General features: G+C 45.2%; 1 protein-coding gene and 1 pseudogene. Both read left to right on the forward strand.

Going from position 1 to position 549, the window contains the following annotated elements; translation table 11 throughout:
- Positions 1-164 (forward strand): annotated as a pseudogene (locus R7Z47_RS26385) (arylsulfatase); the annotation flags it as partial.
- A gap of 159 nt (positions 165-323) precedes the next feature.
- A partial coding sequence (locus tag R7Z47_RS26390; RefSeq protein ID WP_318130969.1) for a hypothetical protein occupies positions 324-549 on the forward strand: 226 nt, incomplete at its 3' end.

Here is a 549-nt window from a genome sequence, read left to right on the forward strand (position 1 = left end):
CGTACTACGATTGGATGCTTGATCGCGCCTACATGTTGGTGCCAGCACAAACGTATGTTGGTCGATTCCTAGAAACCTTCAAAGAGTTCCCGCCAAGGCAAAAAGCCGCAAGTTTCTCGCTTGATCAAGTGATGGAGAAGCTGCAAGAGAACCCGAATAAGTAGGTTTGCTGCACGATCAAAACTCCAAATCGAGAGGCTCTGAGGAGCCTCTTTTTTTGCGCACCGTTTAAGTTTTTCTTAAAACTCATGTAATTACTTGTCCAAAAAGAAAAAGTCATCCTACAGTTGATGAAGAACAAAATTAGAATAACAAGGATCGTTATGACTCAGTGGGCAAGTCGGAAGCAGGCAATAGTGAGCCTTGCTATGCTCGTCAGTTTTTCTCTGTTTGGACAGCAAAACGCCCAAACTCCACCAGAAGTTGTTCAAGCTCAGTTTATTGGGAATGAAACGTGCATCGACTGTCACCAAGTCGAAGTGGAAGCGTGGCAAGGCTCGCACCATGATATGGCGAAGCGACATGCTGATTCAGAATCAGTACTGGGTA

This window comes from Vibrio sp. 1641, assembly GCF_033339995.1.
GTDB classification, from domain to species: Bacteria; Pseudomonadota; Gammaproteobacteria; order Enterobacterales; family Vibrionaceae; genus Vibrio; species Vibrio alginolyticus.